General features: G+C 73.8%; 13 protein-coding genes. 4 read left to right on the plus strand and 9 right to left on the minus strand.

All coding sequences use genetic code 11. The annotated features are described in order from the left end of the window. Positions 1-30: 30 nt before the first annotated feature. Complete coding sequence (gene paaK / locus ACZ61E_RS05010) at positions 31-1,335, plus strand: phenylacetate--CoA ligase PaaK (RefSeq protein ID WP_469697621.1); 1,305 nt, start codon at positions 31-33, stop codon at positions 1,333-1,335. A gap of 46 nt (positions 1,336-1,381) precedes the next feature. On the opposite strand, the gene ACZ61E_RS05015 is transcribed toward paaK, so the two are convergent. Continuing rightward, positions 1,382-2,896 carry an acyl-CoA synthetase gene (locus ACZ61E_RS05015; protein ID WP_469697622.1) on the minus strand — a complete coding sequence of 505 codons (1,515 nt, stop codon included), beginning with the start codon at positions 2,894-2,896 and terminating at the stop codon, positions 1,382-1,384. 84 nt (positions 2,897-2,980) lie between these two features. Continuing rightward, a complete protein-coding gene (locus ACZ61E_RS05020; protein WP_469697623.1) occupies positions 2,981-4,087 on the minus strand; it encodes a calcium:cation antiporter in 1,107 nt (368 codons plus the stop codon). Between the two features lie 128 nt (positions 4,088-4,215). Here ACZ61E_RS05020 and ACZ61E_RS05025 point away from each other — a divergent pair, with 128 nt between their 5' ends. Together ACZ61E_RS05025 and ACZ61E_RS05030 are read left to right on the plus strand one after the other, a co-directional pair. Continuing rightward, the gene (locus ACZ61E_RS05025) at positions 4,216-6,081 is read left to right on the plus strand and encodes a serine hydrolase domain-containing protein (protein WP_469697624.1); all 1,866 of its coding nucleotides are present in this window, start codon (positions 4,216-4,218) and stop codon (positions 6,079-6,081) included. Positions 6,082-6,125: 44 nt separating this feature from the next. Further along, positions 6,126-6,827 (plus strand): DUF6882 domain-containing protein, encoded by a 702-nt coding sequence (locus tag ACZ61E_RS05030; protein ID WP_469697625.1) that lies wholly within the window; start codon positions 6,126-6,128, stop codon positions 6,825-6,827. Here the strand turns inward: ACZ61E_RS05030 and ACZ61E_RS05035 are convergent. The 3 genes from ACZ61E_RS05035 to ACZ61E_RS05045 form a co-directional block, all read right to left on the minus strand. Further along, positions 6,817-8,442, minus strand: a complete 1,626-nt coding sequence (locus tag ACZ61E_RS05035) for a phytoene desaturase family protein (protein ID WP_469697626.1) — start codon at positions 8,440-8,442, stop codon at positions 6,817-6,819. The two genes, ACZ61E_RS05030 and ACZ61E_RS05035, sit on opposite strands and share 11 nt — an antisense overlap. 97 nt (positions 8,443-8,539) lie before the next feature. After that, the gene (locus ACZ61E_RS05040; protein WP_469697627.1) at positions 8,540-10,819 is read right to left on the minus strand and encodes a serine/threonine-protein kinase; all 2,280 of its coding nucleotides are present in this window, start codon (positions 10,817-10,819) and stop codon (positions 8,540-8,542) included. Beyond that, a complete protein-coding gene (locus ACZ61E_RS05045) occupies positions 10,801-11,697 on the minus strand; it encodes an oxygenase MpaB family protein (RefSeq protein ID WP_469697962.1) in 897 nt (298 codons plus the stop codon). The genes ACZ61E_RS05040 and ACZ61E_RS05045 overlap by 19 nt, the downstream gene beginning before the upstream one ends. A gap of 262 nt (positions 11,698-11,959) precedes the next feature. Here ACZ61E_RS05045 and ACZ61E_RS05050 point away from each other — a divergent pair, with 262 nt between their 5' ends. Next, positions 11,960-13,513 (plus strand): ATP-dependent DNA ligase, encoded by a 1,554-nt coding sequence (locus ACZ61E_RS05050; RefSeq protein WP_469697628.1) that lies wholly within the window; start codon positions 11,960-11,962, stop codon positions 13,511-13,513. A gap of 159 nt (positions 13,514-13,672) precedes the next feature. Here ACZ61E_RS05050 and ACZ61E_RS05055 read toward each other — a convergent pair whose 3' ends face one another. From ACZ61E_RS05055 to ACZ61E_RS05070, 4 genes are all read right to left on the minus strand, one after another. Further along, the gene (locus ACZ61E_RS05055; protein WP_469697629.1) at positions 13,673-14,713 is read right to left on the minus strand and encodes a phosphatidylinositol-specific phospholipase C domain-containing protein; all 1,041 of its coding nucleotides are present in this window, start codon (positions 14,711-14,713) and stop codon (positions 13,673-13,675) included. A 197-nt stretch (positions 14,714-14,910) separates the two neighbouring features. Then, positions 14,911-16,845 carry a potassium channel family protein gene (locus ACZ61E_RS05060; protein WP_469697964.1) on the minus strand — a complete coding sequence of 645 codons (1,935 nt, stop codon included), beginning with the start codon at positions 16,843-16,845 and terminating at the stop codon, positions 14,911-14,913. 151 nt (positions 16,846-16,996) lie between these two features. Further along, positions 16,997-18,202, minus strand: a complete 1,206-nt coding sequence (locus ACZ61E_RS05065) for a methyltransferase (RefSeq protein WP_469697631.1) — start codon at positions 18,200-18,202, stop codon at positions 16,997-16,999. A gap of 74 nt (positions 18,203-18,276) precedes the next feature. Beyond that, positions 18,277-18,567, minus strand: coding sequence for a hypothetical protein (locus ACZ61E_RS05070; RefSeq protein WP_469697632.1), 291 nt, complete (start codon positions 18,565-18,567; stop codon positions 18,277-18,279). Position 18,568 lies beyond the last annotated feature (1 nt).

Here is an 18,568-nt window from a genome sequence, read left to right on the forward strand (position 1 = left end):
GCTCGTCAGGGAAGAGTCGGGGAGTCGGCCATGACGGATCTGCTGGACGCCGGGGAGCGGCTCGGCCGGGACGAGCTGGAGGCGTTGCAGCTCACCCGGCTGCGGACGACGCTGCGGCACGCGTACGAGAACGTGCCGTTCTACCGGACGTCGTTCGACGCCGCCGGGCTGCGGCCGGACGACTGCCGCTCGCTCGCCGACCTCGCCCGCTTCCCCTTCACCGCCAAGGCGGATCTGCGGGACAACTACCCCTTCGGCATGTTCGCGGTCGACCAGTCCGAGATCCGGCGCGTCCACGCCTCCAGCGGCACCACGGGCCGTCCGACCGTCGTCGGCTACACCCAGGGCGATCTGGACACCTGGGCCGATGTCGTGGCCCGCTCGATCCGCGCGGCCGGCGGGCGGCCGGGCCACAAGGTGCATGTGGCGTACGGATACGGCCTGTTCACCGGCGGTCTGGGGGCGCACTACGGCGCCGAGCGGCTCGGCTGCACCGTCATCCCGGCGTCCGGCGGCATGACCGCGCGGCAGGTCCAGCTGATCACCGACTTCCGGCCCGAGATCATCATGGTGACCCCGTCGTACATGCTGACGCTGCTCGACGAGTTCGAGCGGCAGGGCGTCGACCCCCGGTCGACCTCCCTGCGGGTCGGCGTCTTCGGCGCCGAGCCGTGGACGCAGGCGATGCGGCGTGAGATCGAGGAGCGGTTCGCGATCGACGCCGTGGACATATACGGCCTCTCCGAGGTCATCGGGCCCGGCGTCGCGCAGGAGTGCGTCGAGACCAAGGACGGGCTGCACATCTGGGAGGACCACTTCTATCCGGAGGTCGTCGACCCGTTCACCGGTGAGGTGCTCCCCGAGGGCGAGGAGGGCGAGCTGGTCTTCACCTCCCTCACCAAGGAGGCGATGCCGGTGATCCGTTACCGAACCCGCGACTTGACGCGGCTGCTGCCGGGCACCGCGCGGGTCTTCCGGCGGATGGAGAAGGTCACCGGGCGCAGCGACGACATGGTGATCCTGCGCGGGGTGAATCTCTTCCCGACGCAGATCGAGGAGATCGTGCTGCGTACGGCGGGGGTGGCCCCGCACTTCCAGCTGCGGCTGACCCGCGAGGGCCGGATGGACGCGCTGACCGTACGGGCCGAGGCGCGGGCGGGGGCGACGCCGGATCAGCGCACGGCCGCCGCGCGGTCGATCGCGGCGGCCGTGAAGGACGGGATCGGGGTCTCGGTGGCGGTCGAGGTGGTGGACCCGCAGACGCTGGAGCGCTCGGTGGGCAAGATCAAGCGGATCGTGGACCTCCGGACCGCCTCCGGGCCGTCCGGCGGCTGACGACGGGCGGCCACGAGCGGGGCACCGGCGCGGCGCCCCGCCGCGCTCACCCCGAGAACCGGTCCCGCAACTCGCGCTTGAGGATCTTGCCGCTCGCGTTGCGCGGCAGCTCCGTGACGAACAGGACCTGCTTCGGCGCCTTGAAGCGGGCGAGCTTCTCCCGTGCGTGGTCCAGGAGTTCGTCCTCCGTGACCTCACCACGGGGCACCACGACAGCGGTGACGGCCTCGATCCAGCGGTCGTCCGGCAGACCGATCACCGCGGTCTCGGCGACACCCGGATGCGTGTACAGCGCGTCCTCGACCTGGCGTGAGGCGACCAGCACACCACCGGAGTTGATGACGTCCTTGACCCGGTCGACCACCGTGTAGAAACCGTGGGCGTCGCGCACCGCGAGGTCGCCGGAGTGGAACCACCCGTCGCGGAAGGCGTCCGCCGTCTCCTCGGGCTTCTGCCAGTAGCCGGCGCAGAGCTGCGGGGAGCGGTAGACGACCTCACCCGCCGTGCCGTCGGGGACCTCCTTGCCCGCCTCGTCCACGACCCGGGCCTCCACGAAGCGCACCGGGCGCCCGCAGGAGTCCATCCGGCCCTCGTGCTCGTCGGGGCCGAGGACGGTGGCGAGCGGGCCGATCTCGCTCTGGCCGAAGCAGTTGTAGAAGGCGAGCGACGGAAGCCGTTCGCGCAGTCGCTCCAGCACGGGCACCGGCATGATCGAGGCTCCGTAGTACGCCTTGCGCAGTCCGCGCAGGTCGCGGGTCGCGAAGTCCGGATGGCCCGACAGAGCGATCCACACGGTGGGCGGCGCGAAGAGGCTGTCGGCGCGCCCCGTCTCGACCAGGTCGAAGACGGCCGCCGGGTCGGGCCCGTCGAGGACGGTGTTCTCCGCGCCCACGGCGAGATACGGCAGCAGGAACACATGCATCTGCGCCGAGTGGTACAGCGGCAGGGAGTGGATGGGCCGGTCGCTCTCCCGCAGGTCCAGCGCGTCTATGGCGCTGGCGTACTCGTGCACGAGCGCCCGGTGCGTCATCATCGCGCCCTTGGGCAGGGCGGTGGTGCCCGAGGTGTAGAGCAGCTGCGCCAGGTCGTCGGAGTCCCGGTCGGGGTCGAAGGGGAGCGGGTCGGCGAGCGCGGCGAGCAGCGAGTCGTCGGTGTCGCGCAGGGCCCGGACGGCGATGCCGGGCGGGAGACGGTCGGAGAGGGCGGGGTCGGTGAGCACGAGGGCGCTCGCGGACTGCTCCAGGATGTACGCCAGGTCGTCGCCGGTGAGGTGCTGGTTGACCGGTACGTGGACGAGCCCGGCGCGTGCGCAGGCGAGGAAGGCGATGAGGTAGGCGTCGGAGTTGTGGCCGTAGGCGGCGACCCGGTCGCCGTCCTGGAGCCCGTGCCCGCGCAGGACCGCGGCCGCCGTCGAGACGGCGGTGTCGAGTTCGGCGTAGGTCCAGGTCCGGTCCCCGTATCTCAGGGCCGTGCGGTCGGGGACGCGCCGGGCGCTGCGTCGTACGACGCCGTCGACGGTGCTGTGGAGCAGTTCCCTGACGGCGCGTTCCTCGGCGTTCATGGCGTGATACTCCGTGCCGCCGGGGAGCGGGTCAAGCCCTCGCCGGTGAACGGGGCGGCGGATCCCGGGGTGTTCGCGACGGCGTCAGGGGCTCACCGCGAGGAACACGAACGCCGCGAAGATCGCCATGTGGACACCGCCCTGGAGCAGCGTGGCCCGGCCCGGCACGACGGTGAGGGCGCCCACGACGACGGTCAGCGTGAGCAGGACCATATGGGTGGCGTTCAGCCCGAGGACGAGCGGGCCCTCCAGCCAGATGGTGGCGAGCGCGATGGCGGGGATGGTCAGGCCGATGCTGGCCATGGCCGAGCCGAGCGCGAGGTTGAGACTGGTCTGCACCCGTTCGCGGCGCGCGGCCCGTACGGCGGCCAGGGTCTCGGGCGCGAGCACGAGCAGGGCGATGACGACACCCACCACGGCGTGCGGCATCCCCGCCGACTCGACACCCGACTCGATCGTGGGCGAGACCGCCTTCGCGTCGCCGACGACCGCGATCAGCGCGATGACGAGCATGGTGGCGCTCAGTGCGGTCGCGCTTCGGGTGGGGGGCGGCGCGTGCTCGTCCACCTCCTTGATCTCGCCCTCCTGGGTGACGGGCAGGAAGTACTCGCGGTGGCGCAGCGTCTGCATGGCGACGAAGAGGCCGTAGAGCGCGAGGGAGGCGATCGCGGCGAAGGTGAGCTGCGCCGTGGAGAACTCGGGTCCGGGCTTGCTGGTGGTGAAGGTGGGAAAGACCAGGCTGAGCGTGGCGAGCGTCGCCACCGTGGCGAGCGCGCCGCCGGAACCCTCGGCGTTGAAGACGGCGACCCGGCTGCGGAGGGCGCCGACGAGCAGGGATATGCCCACGATGCCGTTGCAGGTGATCATGACGGCGGCGAAGACGGTGTCCCGGGCCAGGGTGGCGCTCTTGGCGCCGCCGTCGACCATCAGGGTGACGATGAGCGCCACTTCGATGACGGTGACCGCGACGGCGAGGACGAGTGAGCCGAACGGCTCGCCGACCCGGTGGGCGACGACCTCGGCGTGGTGCACTGCGGCGAGTACGGCGCCCCCGAGCAACAGGGCCACCAGGGAGACCGCGTAGCCCGGCAGGTCGCGGCCCCAGCCGAGTACCAGCGCCACCAGGGCGAGCAGCGGTACGACCACGGTCCAGCGGGACCACAGCGATCGGATCCCGGTGCGCGTCGTCATACGCCTCACGCTGCCAGAGGTGCCGGGCCCCCGCGCGGCGAGCCGCGGCGTCCGGGGCCGTGCGGAGGCGGGGCGGTAACCTCGTGCGGCGAGTGTTTCGGACGGTGCGTCATGTCGGAGGGCGGGCAGTGAGCGGGGACCCGGCGGGCGGCGGAATCGGCCGGCGGAGACCGGTCGGGGACACACCGGCCCCGGGCGGCGCACCGGCTCCGGCGCCGGACACCCGGATCGGGTCGCCGGGCGCGAGGTGCGGCGGTGTCCCGTTCGCCGACACGGCCGCCGCCGCGGGCGCCGGTCCGGGGCCGGGCCCCGCGGGCCGGGGTTCCGGGCGGGCGGCTCCCACGCTGCGGCGGGGCTCCCCCGAACGCGCCGGGCTGCTGCCGGGTCCGCTGGAGCGGCTGGTGAGCGACGCCGAGCGGTTCCTGGAGCCCTCGCCCGCGCGTCCCTGGTACGCGGGCGCGGTGCTGCTCGCCGGGCGCGGGGACACGGTCGCGCTGCACCGGCCCATCGGCTGGGCGGTGCGGTACGCGGCGTACGACGAGGCGACGGACACCGGTGTGGAGTTCCCCGCCGGCCAGCAGATCGCGATGACCGGGGACACCGTCTTCGATCTGGCGTCCGTCTCGAAGCTGTTCACGTCGCTCCTGGCGGTGCGGCAGATCGAGCGCGGGGCGCTGGCCCTGGAGGAGCGCGTCGCAACGTATCTCCCGGACTTCGGCAGCGCCGGCAAACACAATGTGACGATCCGTCAACTCCTGACGCACACTTCGGGGCTGGCCGCCTGGCTCCCGCTTTTCCGGGAGCCGACACGGCAGGCGATGCTCCGGAGGCTGTGGGAGGAGTCGCCGGCGAGCGCGCCGGGAAGCGGCTACCGGTACTCCGACCTCAATCTGATCTCCCTTCAGCTGGTGCTGGAGAAGATCACCGGGCGCGCGCTGGACGTCCTGCTGCGTGCCGAGATCACCGTGCCGCTCGGGATGCGCCGCACCCGCTTCAACCCGCCCGCCTCCTGGAAGCCGGGGATCGCGGCCACGGAGGACTGCCGGCGGCCGTGGTCCGGGCTGGATCGCGGTCTGGTGTGGGGGGAGGTGCACGACGAGAACGCGTTCGGTCTCGGTGGCGTCGCGGGTCATGCCGGGGTCTTCTCGTGCGCGTGGGACCTGGCGGTCCTCGGGCGCGCGCTGCTGAGCGGCGGGGCGTACGGACGGGCGAGGATCCTGCGTCCGGCGTCGGTGGAGCTGATGTTCACCGACTTCAACACGGACTTCCCGGGTGACGGGCACGGACTGGGCTTCGAGCTCTACCAGCACGGGTACATGGGGGCGCTGGCCACCCCGCGTACGGCGGGTCACACCGGCTTCACCGGCACCAGTCTCGTCCTCGATCCGACGACCGACTCGTTCCTGGTGGTACTGGCCAACTCCGTTCACCCGGTGCGCGGTTGGCGCTCGGGCAGCGCGCCCCGGGCGGCGGCGGCCGACCATCTGGCGCGCGCCGTGCCCGTCACCCCGGAGCAGGGACGGAAGGCGTGGTTCTCCGGCATGACCGCCGGCGCCACCGTCACGCTCACCCTGCCCGCGCTGCGTATCGCCACCGGGCGGGGGCGGTTGAGCTGCTCCCTGTGGTGGGACACGGAGCCGGTGACGGGCGAACTGGTCCTGGAGGCGCGGGAGGACGGGGCCGGCGGCGAGTGGCGGCCGGTGCCCTTCACGACGACGCCCTCCGGTGCGGAGGCGGGCACGCCGCGCCCGGCGGGCTCGGTCTCGGGCTGGTCGGGGCGCGTCTGGCACCGGCTCCGGGCCGGCCTGGCCGACTGGTGCGGCCGGACGGTGCGGCTGCGCTGGCGTTACACGGCCGGCGGTCCCCGCGTCGGCCGTGGCGCCTACGTGGACGGACTGCGGGTCGAGGACGGGGGCCGTACGGTCTTCGACGAGTCGCGCCCCGACGACGCGGCCCGCGTCGAGCCGGCCGGCTGGAGCGCGTCGGCCGACTGAACCCGGTGCGGGCGCTCGAACCTCCACCCCCTACTCTTCCGGAGGTGACTGCGACCACCACCTTCAGCGACGCCTTCCTCCGGATGATCGAGCGGCACGCCGCCTGGGGCGCGCAACAGCTCGAAACACTCAACGAGTTCATGCCGACCGGGCCGTGGACGGCCGATCTCGACCGGCATGTCTACCGCCAGGCGGATCGCGATCTGCGGATCTCGGTGCTGGGGAGCTTCGACACCTCGGAGGGCTCGTGGCTGTGGGGCTGGGCGAACCCCGGCTTCGGCTCGATGCCCGTCGTCGGCGCCGCGCGGGAGATACGGCGGCTGGGCGAGGCGCACGGCATCCCCGAGTTCACGACCGACCTGGTGGACCTGTCGGCCTTCGAGGACCCCGGCTTCGCGGTGGAGACCCTCGCGTTCGGGGCGATGGGCGCGCTCGGCGCCTCCGGCTACATCGGCGTACAGGCCTCCCCCGAGGCCCGTCTGTACATGGTGCCGGACGATCCGGCGGTGCCGCGCGCCGTGCCCGACGGCATCACGCTGCCGCGTGTCCTGCTGACGGGCGCGGGCCTGTTCGCCGGGAGTTCGGCCCGCGCCGTGGTGGCCGGATACTTCGACCACCACGGGCTGACCCGGCGTCAGGAGGCGGAGCTGATCAGCGCCGACCTGCCCGGGGGCGCCACGGCCGACATCCTGTTCGACGACGCCGGGCGCATCGGGTCCGTCAAGATGAGGAACGTCACCCGGTAGCCGGGCGGGCGCGCCGGATCCCGGCTCGGCCGGCCGGGGTCCGGCCCGCCTCCAGCACCGCCATCGCCGCGTTGTGTCCGGGTACGCCGCTGACGCCGCCGCCGCGCACGGCGCCCGCGCTGCACAGCAGCACGTTCGCGTGGGCCGTCTCCACGCCCCACCGGCCGGTGTCCTGCGTGGCGTAGGGGAAGGCGAGGTCGCGGTGGAAGATGTGGCCGCCGGGCAGCCGCAGTTCGCGTTCCAGGTCCAGTGGCGTCTTGGCCTCGATGCAGGGCCTGCCCTCGCCGTCCACGGCGAGACAGTCGGCGATCGGCTCGGCGAGGTGCGCGTCGAGCTGGTCGAGGGTCGCCTTGAGCAGTTCGTCGCGCACGGCGTCGTGGTCCTCGGCGAACAGCCGCGCGGGCGTGTGCAGTCCGAAGAGGGTGAGGGTCTGACAGCCCCGCTCCGCCAGCTCGGGTGCCAGGATCGACGGGTCGGTCAGCGAGTGGCAGTAGATCTCGGAGGGCGGCGCCGACGGGAGTGCGCCGCCGGCCGCCTCCTCGTACGCCGTCGCCAACTGCCCGTACCCCTCGGCGATGTGGAAGGTCCCGGCGAACGCGTCGCGCGGGTCCACGCTCCGGTCGCGCAGCCGCGGCAGTCGGCTCAGCAGCATGTTGACCTTCAGCTGGGCTCCCTCGGCGGCAGGCGCGGGCGAGGTGTCGCCGAGGAGGCCGGCGAGCGCCTGCGGTGAGGCGTTCACGAGGACATGGCGCGCGGCGACGCTCCCGGTGCCGCCCGCCGCGTCCCGGAAGGTGATCTCGGCGCGGGCGCCGTCCGTCTCGACACCGGTCGCCTCGTGCCCGGTGACGATGTCGGCGCCCGCGGCGCGTGCCGCGTCAGCGAGCGCGTCGGTGAGGGCGCCCATGCCGCCGACGGGCACGTCCCAGTCGCCGGTGCCACCGCCCACCACGTGGTACATGAAGCAGCGGTTCTGCGCCAGGCCGGGGTCGTGGGCGTCGGCGAAGGTGCCGATCAGGGCGTCCGTCAGGACGACGCCCCGTACGAGGTCGTCGGTGAACCGTTCCTCGACGGCGACGCCGATCGGTTCCTCGAAGATCATGCGCCAGGCGGCCTCGTCATCGATCCGGGAGCGCAACTCGGCCCGCTCGGGCAGCGGTTCGGTGAGGGTCGGGAAGACGCGCTCGGCGACCCGGAGGGTCGAGGCGTAGAACGACCGCCAGGCCGCGTACTCGCTGTCACCGCCGGTCAGGGCCGCGAAGGACTCCCTGGTGCGCTCGGCGCCGCCGCCCACGAGCAGTCCGGTCGCCCTGCCGCCGCGCTCGGTCGGCGTGTACGAGGAGACGGTCCGCTTCCGTACGGCGAACCGCAGCCCCAGGTCGTCCACGATCTTCCGGGGCAGCAGGGACACGAGGTACGAGTAACGGGAGAGACGCGCGTCGACACCGGCGAAGGGGCGGGTGGAGACGGCGGCGCCGCCGGTGTGACCGAGGCGCTCCAGGACCAGGACGGTGCGGCCGGCCCGGGCGAGATAGGCGGCGGCGACGAGTCCGTTGTGGCCACCACCGACGATCACGGCGTCGTACGAGGTGCGCGAGGGGGAGGAGAGTGCGGGCATGGGCTCTTGGTAACACGTTTACGCCCCGCACGGGACCCCGCCTCCCCCGGCGGCCGGGCCCGCCGGGTCCCCGCCCGGTGTGCGGGCGGGGACCCGTTCAGAGCACGCCCTGGCGCCGCCCCGCCTCGCGCCGCTGGCGCAGGGCCGCCACTCGGCGGTAGAGCTCGACCGCCTCGCCGCCCCTGCCGAGTTGTTCCAGGCAGTGCGCCTCGTCGTTGCGGCTCGCGAGGGCGTCGGGGTGGTCCTGGCCGAGGACCCGCTCACGGGAATCGGCGACCCTGCGGTAGACCACCAGGGCGTCGGCCCAGCGGCGGAGCCAGCCCAGGGCGACCGCGACCTCGCGGCGGCTGACGAGGGTGTCCGGGTGGTCCGGGCCGAGGACCCGCTCGCGGATCGCGCACACGTCGCGCGACTCCGCGAGGGCTTCCTCCCAGCGGGCGAGCCGGCCGAGGTTCACCCCCAGGCCGTGCCGGGCGCGCAGCGTCTCGGGGTCGGAGGGGCCGTGGATCCGGGCCCGGTCATCGACGAGGCCCCGGTACAGCTCCAGGGCCTCGGCGCTGCGGCCGAGACGGCCGAGGCTTATGCCGACCTCGTAGCGGGCGGCGAGGCTGTCGGGGTGGTCGCCGCCCAGCGCGTGGGCGCGGCCGGCCGCGACGTCGCGGTACGTCTGGAGCGCCTCCGTCCAGCGGCCGAGCGTGCCGAGCGCGTAGGCGACCTCGTAGAGCGTGACCAGGGTGTCGGGGTGGGTCGCGCCCAGGACCCTGGTGCGCGCCGCCGCCACCTCGCGCGCCATCCGGTACGAGTCCTCGATGCGCCCGAGCCGGCTGAGGTTGAAGGCGAGGTTGTGGCGGCAGCGCAGCGTGTCGGGGTGGTCGGGGCCCATGGTGCGCTCACGGGAGACGAGGACCGCCGCGTACACCTCGTGCGCCTCGAAGTGCCGGCCGAGCTGCCCCAGTACGTACGCGGTCTCCTGACGCGCCGCCAGGGTCTCCGGGTGGTCGGGGCCCAGCGCCCGTTCACGGCCCTCCGTGACGCGGACGAACTCCCGCAGCGCGTCCGCCGTGCGGCCGGTCCTGCTGAGCGTGAAGCCGACCTCGTAGCGGCTGGCGAGGGTGTCGGGGTGGTCGGGCCCCAGCGCGTGCTCGCGCTCGGCCGCCACCGCGCGGTGCACCTCGCCCGCCTCGTCCCAGCGGCCGAGCCTGCCGAGACTGAGGCCCGCGCTGTGCCTGCTGTTGAGCACGGCGATCTGTTCGGGCGAGGGTGTGGGGCGCTGGGGGCGGGCGTAGCCGCCCGAGTCGGGGGCCGCCGGTCCCGACGGTGTGGTCCACTCACCCGTGAGCCCGGCCGTGTGGTCCGGGGGCGTGGTCCGCAGGGCGGCGGAGCCGGTCGCCTTGTGACCGACGGTCATCCCGTACGTCCAGGAGGGCAGCCGGGCGCCCCGGCCGCCGTGCGACGTGGAGCCCTCGGCCGCCGGCCGGTGGGCGAGCACCGGTGACACCGCCGCCGGACGGCCCTCGCGGCCGGGTACGGAGCGGGCGGCGATGATCCGGTGCCGCAGCGCGGTGGCGTCCGACGGCCGCTCCTCCGGCGTCTTGGCGAGCAAGTCGAGCACGATCCGGTCCAGGAACTCCGGCACTTCGGAGCGGTGGCTGCGCAGCGGTGTGGGGACGGTGTCCCGGTGCCCGACCAGGACGGCCCACGCGTCGTCCTGGTCGAAGGGCGGGACGCCGGTGGCGATCTCGTAGAGCACACAGCCCAGCGAGTACAGATCGCTGCGGTGGTCCACGGCGCCGCCGCCGATCTGCTCGGGCGACATGTAGTGCGGGGTGCCCATGGCGATGCCCGTGCCGGTGAGCTTGGCGGAGAAGCCGATGTCGTGACCGAGCCGGGCGATGCCGAAGTCGCAGATCTTCACCGCGCCGTCGGTCAGCCGCATGATGTTGGCGGGCTTCAGATCCCGGTGCACGATGCCCTGTTCGTGCGTGTACGCGAGCGCGTCGGAGACCTGTTCGGCGATGTCGACGATGTCCGGCACCGCGAGCGGGCCCTGCCTGTTCTCCTCCAGGAGCTGGCTGAGGTTGCGCCCTTCGAGCAGCTCCATCACCAGATACAGCACGCCGTCGTGCTCGCCGAAGTCGTGGACGACGGTGACGCCCCGGTGCTGGAGTGCGGCGGCGACGCGCGCCTCGCGGCGGAACCGTTCGCGCAGCACACGGGTGAAGGACTGATCCTGCTGCGGGCCCAGCGGCTTGAGGCACTTGACGGCGACGTGCCGGCCGAGCGATTCGTCCTGGGCCCGCCACACCTCGCCCATGCCGCCGCGCCCGATCAGATCGAGCAGCCGGTACCGGCCCTGGATCAGACTCGTTTCCGCCATTGCCCGCTGTCGCCCCCGTCGCCTAGCCGCGCCCTCCCCGGCCCGTCCAGTATGGCCGCCTGCCCGCGGAGTTTGGCAGCCTGTCTCCCGAGTTGGCGCGGGCTCGGCCGGACACCCGGTCCGAGTCTGGCCATGGCGCCCCTGATATGTCCCGGCGGGACGCGTCTGCGCAGCCGGCCGGGGACGGCGCGCAGAAGCGTTCCGGTGGTGACGAGCCGGCGGGTCACACGCGAGGGCGCGGGGGCCCGTCTGCCGTACAACTCGTGGGCGTACGGGGGCAGTGAGTCGTACGCGAGGCCGGAGACGCGCCGCCACAGCAGCGCGCGGGCCGGGACGAGCAGGGGGTGCACGGGCGGGCGGCGCAGGAAGTCGTCCACCTCCCGCGCCTCGGGTCCGGCGGCCAGCTCGGGCCTCACCCGCTCGAAGTACGCGGCGAGTTGGGCCCTGTCCGCGGGCACGTGGGCCGGGTCGAGGCCGACGAGACGGGCGCCCTCGCGGTGCTCGTCGATGTAGCGGTCGGCCTGGGCGCCGGTGAGCGGGAGCCCGGAGCGGCGCAGGACGTGCAGGTACGAGTCGACCTCGGCGCAGTGGACCCAGAGCAGCAGGTCCGGTTCGTCGACGCCGTAACGCTCCCCCGTCGCCGGGTCGGTGGCCTTGATGCGGGTGTGGATGCGGCGGACGCGGGCGCCGGCCTTCTCGGCGGCCTCGGTGGTGCCGTAGCTGATGGTGCCGACGAAGTCAGCCGTTCTCCTCAGCCGTCCCCAGGCGTCCTTCCTGAAGTCGCTGTTCTGTATGACGCCGCGCACGGCGCGCGGGTGCAGGGCCTGGAGGTAGAGCGCGCGGACACCGGCGATCCACATCATCGGGTCGGCGTGCATCTGCCAGGTGACGGAGTCGGGGCCGAAGAGGCCGGGGTCCGCGGGGGCGGGGTCCGCGGGGCCGGGGTCGTCCTCTCGGGCGCGGGCGCGCGCGCCGGCCCGGGAGCGGTCCTCGCTGTCCCCGTGGCTCACCTGGCTCACCCCTCCGCGGTCGACCGGAGAGCCCAGATTAGCCGCGCGCCCGCCGCCACCGCCGCCCGGCACCGCACGGGACACCGCCCAGGAGGGGCGCGCGGGCGCGAGGCGTTGCAGGATGGGCCGCATGCTGCTGGCCACGCTCGCCCACGTCTCACGGGAGGTCGCCGCGACGTCGGCGCGCTCCCGCAAGATCGCCCTGCTGGCCGAACTGTTCCGTGCGGCCGACCCAGCCGACGTACCGGTCGTCATCCCGTGGCTGGCGGGCCGGCTGCCCCAGGGACGGATCGGTGTCGGCCGCCAGGCGCTGAGGGACCCGGCGCCCCCGGCGGAGACGGCCACGCTGACCGTGCGTGCGGCGGACGAGGTGGTCACCGCACTCGCCGCCGTCACCGGCCCCGGCTCGCAGACCGGGCGCAGAAGGATCGTCCAGGAGTTGCTGGGCGCGGCGACCGAGGAGGAGCAGCGGTTCCTTATCGCGCTGCTCTTCGGCGAGGTGCGCCAGGGCGCGCTGGACGCCGTCGCCGGAGAGGCGCTCGCCCGGGCGACCGAGGCTCCGCCCGCCGCCGTACGGCGCGCCGTGATGCTGGCGGGGTCGCTCCAGAGCGTGGCGGAGCGGCTGCTCGCCGACGGCCCCGGCGCGCTCGCCGAGTTCCGTCTGACGGTGGGCCGCCCCGTACTGCCGATGCTCGCGCGGACGGCGGGTGGCGTCACCGAGGCCGTCGGGCAGCTCGCGCCGTGCGGCGTGGAGGAGAAGCTGGACGGGATCCGCGTCCAGGTCCATCGGACGGGTGATGCCGTACGTGTCTACACCCGCACCCTCGACGACATCACCGACCGGCTGCCCGAGGTGACGGCCGCCGCGCTGGCGCTGGACGGTGACCGGTTCATCCTGGACGGCGAGGTCATCTCACTGGACGCGGACGGCAGGCCCCGCGCGTTCCAGGAGGTCGCGGGGCGTGTCGGCTCCCGTACCGATGTCGGGGCGGCGGCCGCGGCCCTGCCGCTGTCTCCGGTCTTCTTCGACGTCCTCGCCGCCGACGGCGAGGATCTCCTCGACCTGTCGTACGGGGAGCGCCGTACGGCGCTGGACCGGCTGGTCCCGGAGCCGATGCGGGTGCGCCGGGTGGTGGTCCCCGCGCCGGACGGGGACGGCGCGCCGGACGTCGGGGAGGCGGAGGCGTTCTGGCGCGCCACGCTGGACCGGGGCCATGAGGGCGTGGTGGTGAAGGCGCTCGACACCCCGTACAGCGCGGGCCGGCGCGGCGCCGGATGGCTGAAGGTCAAACCGGTCCACACCCTGGATCTCGTGGTGCTCGCGGCCGAGTGGGGTCACGGCAGGCGCACGGGCAGGCTGTCCAATCTGCATCTGGGGGCCAGACAGCCGGACGGCTCGTTCGTGATGCTGGGCAAGACCTTCAAGGGCCTGACGGACGCGATGCTGGAGTGGCAGACGGCGCGTCTGGGGGAGCTGGCCGAGGCGGACGACGGCTTCACGGTCCGGGTGCGTCCGGAGCTGGTGGTGGAGATCGCCTACGACGGGCTCCAGCGCTCCTCCCGCTACCCGGCGGGGGTGACGCTGCGGTTCGCGCGGGTGCTGCGGCACCGCGAGGACAAGCCGGCGTCGCAGGCGGACACGCTGGAGACGGTGCTCGCAGGTCGCCCCGCGCCGGGCGACTGACCCGGGCGCCGCACCACCGGCGCTGGCGCCTCTCGGCGTACCGCACCGGCCCGCCCCCGCGCGCCCCGCACCACCGGCGCCGCCCGCACGCGGTCCCCCGTGCCACCGGCCGGGCAGCGCGGCCTGGGGGGACCGCGCCCGGCCCCGGGGCGTCTCCGGCTACCGCCCCGCGCCGCGTTCCAGGACCGTGGCGAGGACGGACGGCAGCGGGTACCAGTCAGCCGACACGATGCTCGCGTGCCGGCCGGCCAGCAGTGCGACGCGGTCGCGCGCCTGCGCCTCCGTGGGGTTGGTGCCGTCGATGGCGGGCGCCACCGAGTGCGCGTCCGTCATGACCACGAGGTAGTGCCGCTGGTCGTACCAGGCGGTGTCGATGTCCTCGGCCGCGTAGCGGGAGGCGGCGCCGTCGAAGACGACGAACCAGGGCCGCAGCGAGGCGTCCGCGTACCGGGTCCGGGGGTCCCCGGCGGCGGCGCCGAGCACGGCGGGGAAGGCCGCCGCGTCGCCGAGCCGGCCCGCGTCGGCGAGGTCCCGCAGATGGATGGCGTACTCGCGGTCGGTCCACAGGGTGTCGAGGGGGTTCTGCTGCTCGACGGTGCCGGGGATCAGCTCGAAGACGAACTTGCCCGCGAGCGCGGAGCGCGCCGGCCAGCCGCGCTCCCGTACGGCGGTGTCGAGGTCCGCGCTGCCGCCCACGAGGTCGGCCGGGCGGTGGACCGCGTCGCCGAGCGTGGACGTCAGGAGCGCGTCGAGCGCGGCGGGTCCGCGTCCGCCCTTGCCCTGGAAGCCGTCCTTCAGCTCGACCTTGACGAGGATCGGCCGGTGGCCGGGGTTGGCGTCGTGCCAGACCTTCATGTCCGCGAGACAGCCGGGCAGTCCCTGGTCACGGGGCTTGGTGCGCAGCTCACCGGGGTTGGTGGCATTGACGCAGTTGCTGTCGCTGCCGAGGGGGTTGCTGTGCGAGACCCGCCAGGAGGCACCGAACACATTGGTCCACACGTCGAGTTCGAGCATCCCGGCACCGGAGTCCAGCGCGTCGGCGAGATACGGGAAGGTCGTCTTCTCGTAGGCGTTGTGGACCCCGACACCGGTGGAGGAGGAGTACGGCAGCTGTTCGTCGGCGACGGCGGTGGCCGCCTGGCCCAGCGCGCCCACCAGCGCCAGCGCCCCGGCCGCGCCCGCCGCCACTGTCGTACGCATCAGTCTTCCCATGTTCCCGGCCCTCCGTGATACGAGTGAAGTGACGGGAACAGTAGGGCAGTCGGGTGACGGGCGGGGAGACGGCCGCTTACCGGAGGCGGTGCCGTCCGCAGTACGGCGGGAACGGACACCTCCGGTGGCCGATATCCGCGGCGTCCGGTTCACCGGCCCCGGGGATGCGGCCGGGTGGTGCCGGACTACGGCGCCGGGGGCCCGGGTGGAGCCGTTGCCTGACGGCCCATCAGTTCGGCGAGTCCCCGCCGGGTGGCGGCGAGTACGACCCGGTCCTGGGCCCGCAGCACATAGCCGGGGTGCAGATCCCAGACGAGTCCGTCGGGCCGGTCCTCGTCGTGGTCGCGCCGGGTGTCCGCGAGATCGGGCAGCCGGTCCCCCGGCGCCGCCGTGTCCAGCGCGATGACCCGCCACGCGCCCGGTCTGAACACCTCGGCGACGGTGCGTCCCTGGAGTCTCGGGTGGCCGGCCACATCGATGGCCGCGACCAGCAGCACCTTGCGCTCGACCGGGATCGCACCGAGGATCTGACGCCCCATCATGGCGATGGCGAAGGCCGGGGCCGCCAGCGTGGAGACGCTGCGGCTCCGGGTCAGGGCCCGGGGGTGGGCGGCCCGCAGCGTCCGGTAGACGGCGGTGGCGAACTCGTCGTCGTACAGCCGCAGGGCGACCCGCAGGTCCGGTTTGACCGACCGCCCGTAGAGGGCGGCCTCGAGGTTGGTGACATCGATGCTGGTGAGCGCGAGCAGGGCGTGCGCCCGGTGCACCTTGGCCGCCTCCAGGACGCCTTCCTGGGTCACGTCGCCCACGACGGTCGGCACCCGCAGGCTCCGCGCGAGGGCGATGCCCCGGGCCTCGGGGTCCTCCTCCACGCACACCACCGGGATGTCCAGCTCGCGCAGCCGGATCAGCACCCTGCTCCCGATCTTGCCGAGGCCGAGCAGCACGATGTGGCCGGAGAGTCCGCGGGGCGGCCTGCGCAGCGCCGACGCGTTGCGGAAGGTGCCGAGGGCTTCGAGGACGGCGGCGAGCAGGACCGGCAGCAGCAGCAGCCCGGCGAGACCGGAGAGGAGCTGGATCACCTGGCGGTCCAGGTCCTCGCCGGTGGCGGGGTCCCCGATGGCGAACAGGTCGAGCAGGACGATGTATGTCGCGTGCAGCGGGTGGTCGTCGGTGGTGATGGCGGAGACCACGGCCAGGACGAGTACGGCGAAGGCGATCCCGGCGAACGACCAGCGCAGCCGGCGGGAGAGGAGCGACCCCAGCGGGGCGCCGCGCCCGGTGGTGCGGCGGCGTGACAGCGGCTCGCCCTCGTGGGACACGGCCTCCAGGACCACGGTGCCCCGGCCGGTCGCCGCCGCCGTGGTGTCGTCGTCGGGCAGCAGGCGCGGGCCGTCGTTGCCACTGCTGTCCGAGCCCTCGGCGCCCGCGGGGTCGTTGGTGGTGGAGGAGAGCAGCGCGAGGGTGCACAGACCGGGGTCGGCGACCTCGCCGGGGCCCGGCGGGTCGCGCTCGACGGCCCGCAGCATCAGCCCGTCGGCCCGGACGATCTTGCTCGTGCCGGCCACGGCGGTGGCCGCGAGCGCGGGAGCGGCGGTGTCGGCGTCGGAGAGGACGGTGGTGGAGGCGTCGAGCGCGGCGATGTCCAGGCCGGGGACGGCGACGGCCGCCGCCTGGTCGAGCAACTCTTCGAGGTGCTGGCCGAGCTTGCGGTTGTAGAGCCTGATGACGAGGCGCAGTTGGGGGTTGAGACGCCGGGCCGCGAGGGCTGTCCGGATGTTGACCTCGTCGTCGTCATGGACGAGCGCGAGGGCCGCCGCCTCGGTCACTCCCGCCTCCACGAGGACGTCGGTGTCGAGTTCCCCGGCCTCGATGAGCGTCGGCGGTGCGGGGTCGCCCGGCCGGGCGTCGGGGTCGCCGGTGGTGGAGCCGTACGTCCGTGCCATGACGGCCGACATCCGGCCGATGAGGGCGGAGGCCCTGCCGCGGCCGGTGAGCGGCGCGGGGTCGCGGCGTTCCGCGCGCACGGGCGGGACGACGAGGGTGACCTGCTCGCCGTACACATCGCGCAGTTCGCCGGCCAGCCGGTGGCCGAGCGCGTCGTCGCCGCACACGATCATGTGGCCGGGCTGCGGGCCGTGCTGTACCTGGGACGGGAGTTGTGGGAGTGACGTCACCGGTCCAGTCTGCCGAACAGGCGGCCGGAAAAGGCGAGTTCCGGCCGGTCAGACCCGGTGAACACGCATGATCTTCACCGGATCCGACGGCCGGTCAGCGGCGGACGGCCCGCAGCACCACGAACTTCGGATCGCTCGCCATGACGTCGCAGTTGCCGAACAGCCGCCGCAGCTTGGCGTGGTAGCCGAGGTGCCTGTTGCCGACCACCCACAGCTCGCCCCCGGGCCGAAGCGCCTCGCGGGACCCGGCGAACATCCGGAAGGCCGCCGCGTCGGTGGTCGCCTGGTGGCTGTGGAACGGCGGATTGTTGAGCACGAGGTCGGCCGAACCGGGTGCCACGGTGGCCAGGCCGTCCCCGACGACGAACTCCGCCGCGGTGGCGGTGCCGGCGTTCCCGGCGTAGGTCGCCCGCGCGGAGGCCACGGCCGAGAAGGACTCGTCGATGAACGTCAGCCGGGCCTCCGGGTTGGCCACGGCGACGGCCGTGCCGACGACGCCGTTCCCGCAGCCGAGGTCGACGACGTGCTCAGGACCGCCGCGCTCGGGCAGATGGCGCAGGAAGAACCGCGTACCGATGTCGAGGCGTTCCGCGCAGAAGATCCCGGCGTGGTTGACGACGGTCAGACCCGAGCCGCTGCCCGCTCCCTCGGGCACGGTGTACGAGATCGGCCAGGCTCCGGCCGTCGCGCGGGAGCGGGCGTGTTCGGCGGCCGGGGCGCAGAGGATCAGGCGCGCCTTCTTGACCGCGAGCGAGGTCCGGGTCGGGCCGAGGATCTGCTCGAAGAGTCTCAGGGTCGAGGTGTGGATCTCGGTGACCTTGCCGGTGCCGACCACGACGGTCCCCCGGTGCACGGCCGGCGCCAGCCGGTGGAGCTGGTCCTCCAGGAGGGAGAGGCTCTTGGGCACCCGGATCAGCAGGACGTCGATCCGCTCGGGCGGTGTGTCCCGCGCCGACAACAGCCGTACGGCGTCGGTGTCAATGCCGTTGCGCAGCAGATTGGCGTGGGTCGCCCGCTGGGTGAGGTAGGAGTCGGTGATCTGTACGGGGCGGTACGCGGCGAGCGCGGTCGCGAGCGCGCCCCAGCGGTCGCCGACGACGACCACGCTGCCGGAGAGGTCCACCCCGGCGCCCATGGCCGCCCCACCACCGGCCGTGGCGCCGTGCGCGCCGGGGGCGTCGCCCCCGGCCTCGGCGAGGTGGCGCAGCAGATACTCGTCGGCCGCGTCCCAGGCCCGCAGCGTGTCGCGGGGCTGCTCGGGGAAGCGGGCGAGGTCGAGATCGCCCCAGGGCGTCGTCAAACGGTTCATCGTCCACTCAGGCTAACCGAGCGGCCGGACCGCCCCGCCCGGGACGTACGGCGCTGAGCTGCCGGTCAGCCGCTCCCGCCGTCCGTACGGTCCCGGCCGCCGTTCCCGCGCCGCTGGTCCCGCGTGTGCTCCCTGGCCATCTCGCGGGCCCGCTGGAGCGCCGTCCTGGCCTGCCGCACGGTCAGCACGGCGGCGAACTCGGACCGCGCGATGTCGAGGACGACCTCGGCGTCGGCGGGCGGTTCCGGGTGGTTGCGCAGGGCGATGTCGGCGGCGGCCAGCGCGAGGATGTCGTCGTCGGGCGACGCGCCCGGCTGTGACATGGTGCGCATGACCTGGTGCCAGAGCCCGCTCATA

Source organism: Streptomyces sp. NPDC104581, from assembly GCF_055583685.1.

What these genes read in the sequence shown, in the direction of transcription:
- ACZ61E_RS05070 (WP_469697632.1), bottom strand. Translation starts at nt 18,567, where the DNA reads ATGAGCGGGCTCTGGCACCAGGTCATGCGCACCATGTCACAGCCGGGC.
- ACZ61E_RS05055 (WP_469697629.1), bottom strand. Translation starts at nt 14,713, where the DNA reads ATGCGTACGACAGTGGCGGCGGGCGCGGCCGGGGCGCTGGCGCTGGTG.
- ACZ61E_RS05035 (WP_469697626.1), bottom strand. Translation starts at nt 8,442, where the DNA reads ATGCCCGCACTCTCCTCCCCCTCGCGCACCTCGTACGACGCCGTGATC.
- ACZ61E_RS05015 (WP_469697622.1), bottom strand. Translation starts at nt 2,896, where the DNA reads ATGAACGCCGAGGAACGCGCCGTCAGGGAACTGCTCCACAGCACCGTC.
- ACZ61E_RS05020 (WP_469697623.1), bottom strand. Translation starts at nt 4,087, where the DNA reads ATGACGACGCGCACCGGGATCCGATCGCTGTGGTCCCGCTGGACCGTG.
- paaK (WP_469697621.1), top strand. Translation starts at nt 31, where the DNA reads ATGACGGATCTGCTGGACGCCGGGGAGCGGCTCGGCCGGGACGAGCTG.
- ACZ61E_RS05045 (WP_469697962.1), bottom strand. Translation starts at nt 11,697, where the DNA reads ATGCACGCCGACCCGATGATGTGGATCGCCGGTGTCCGCGCGCTCTAC.
- ACZ61E_RS05040 (WP_469697627.1), bottom strand. Translation starts at nt 10,819, where the DNA reads ATGGCGGAAACGAGTCTGATCCAGGGCCGGTACCGGCTGCTCGATCTG.
- ACZ61E_RS05050 (WP_469697628.1), top strand. Translation starts at nt 11,960, where the DNA reads ATGCTGCTGGCCACGCTCGCCCACGTCTCACGGGAGGTCGCCGCGACG.
- ACZ61E_RS05060 (WP_469697964.1), bottom strand. Translation starts at nt 16,845, where the DNA reads ATGATCGTGTGCGGCGACGACGCGCTCGGCCACCGGCTGGCCGGCGAA.